Source organism: Stieleria sp. (assembly GCF_041595215.1).
Lineage (GTDB): Bacteria > Planctomycetota > Planctomycetia > Pirellulales > Pirellulaceae > Stieleria > Stieleria magnilauensis.
Window position 1 is genome coordinate 1 of record NZ_JBFHKV010001414.1, and the last position, 1,773, is coordinate 1,773.

General features: G+C 57.6%; 1 protein-coding gene. It reads right to left on the reverse strand.

Annotation, left to right across the window (positions count from 1 at the left end; all coding sequences use genetic code 11):
• Nucleotides 1–63: 63 nt before the first annotated feature.
• Nucleotides 64–1,680 (reverse strand): hypothetical protein, encoded by a 1,617-nt coding sequence (locus tag ABX749_RS31730; protein WP_372899562.1) that lies wholly within the window; start codon nt 1,678–1,680, stop codon nt 64–66.
• Between the last annotated feature and the right edge of the window lie 93 nt (nt 1,681–1,773).

Genomic DNA, 1,773 nt, shown 5'->3' on the forward strand with positions numbered 1-1,773 from the left:
AGCGGAGACCGCCGTCTGGCGTCGGCAGCTACGCAACATGAGCCGGTCATCGACCTCTCGTCGCTAAAGGCTTGGATCCCACTCCGTGAGAAGTCGATCCACCACCCCTTCGTGTCCGAGGCTATCTTGCTCTGCCTCGGCACGGACAGTCGATTCCGTTTCCCAAAACTCCGCCCGCGCCGATGGCGACGTGTGATCGCTGCCCAACGATTGAGACGACATCACATCGGGACTGCCGCTCGGCGGATGGACGGTTGCGGGCGTCGTCTCCTGGATGAAGGGAGCCCCATGATAAATGAGTACGATGTTGGGAGTTTGAATCGGACCGGTCGTGATGCAAGCACAGATGGGGCGATTACGCAAACCAGAGTTATGACGCCCATTCCACTCTCCCGAAAGCGGGATCAATTCGCCGTAGTGACTCGGTTGGCCGTACTGGACGTAGCGGTCTGCGGCTCCACCGGACAATGAACCTTTCAAGTGAAACAGGGACGCATCGGGCTGGTACAACCCGATCTTGTCGATTCCCGTTTTGTACCAATCGCCGACCAGGGGCTGCCAATCGGAACTCGCAGGGCCGAAGGCGAAATAGTGGTCGGCGGCGCCACCGGAGAGATCGTTCTTGAGATGGAACTGAGAGCCGTCTTGCTGGAACAATCCGATGGTATCGATGGCATCGCCGTCCCAATCGCCGGCGAGTGGTTTCCAGCCCGTTGCACCACTGGGGCCGAATGAGAAAAAGTGGTCCGCCGCACCGCCGCGCAACGAATCAATCAAATGAAAGCGTGACTCGCCCGGCTGATAAAGACCCACGGTGTCCACGCCGTCACCATCCCAATCGCCCGAAAGCGGGATCCAACCCGCGTTGCCGGCTGGACCGAAGGCGAAGACGTGATCCGCATCCCCTGGGGCGACCGAGTTCTTCAGATGGAACACTCCGGTCCGGCTGTGATACAAACCGACGGTATCGAACCCATCGCCATCCCAATCACCCGTGACGGGCAACCATTCGTTAGAACGACCGGGGCCGAATGTCGTCGAGCGATCAATGCTATCGTCATATTTGGACCCCTTCAATTCGAACGTCGACCAGACCTGATGGAACAGCCCGATCGAATCTTCCGCCCCGTCTGATCCGACGTCCCCGCTGATCATGAAAGAGGTCAGCGGTTCACTGGAATCGTTTGATCCGATCGTGACCGTCCCGCGTTTCGCCCCGACCTGATTGGTCAGCATTTCGATCTTCAGCGATAAAAAATGACCGGGGCGAACGACCTGGGTCACGTTGATGCCCGGCCATGCGGAATCGTCATGCACCACGCGGAATTCATCGGGCACTTCGACATCGCCGAGCACCAGATCGCTGTCGCCGGAATTGTAGATTTCAAATTCGCGGACCGGGCGATCGTCTCCACGTTCCATCCAACCAAAATACATTCCCGTCGGCACAGCGGAATCGTTTCCTTCCGCTCCCACATCTTGGCCTTTAAACGCCACCAAGATTTCTGGCTCGGCCACCGTCGCGACCGGCAGGCTTTCCGCCTCGAAATCATTCGCGACAAAAAAATCGGTTTCCGGGACAGCCTGCGACATCTCGCTGACCGGCAAGATCGATGCCGCCAGCAACGCTCTTCTTTCGAGTGACTCGACACCTAATTTGCGACAGGGATTGCTGATCAACAGATTGTTCTTGGGAATTCATGAATGCGATTCATTATGAACACGCGACTCTGGCGTGCATCTTCCCCGGACGGCCGAGAGAATGGACAAAAC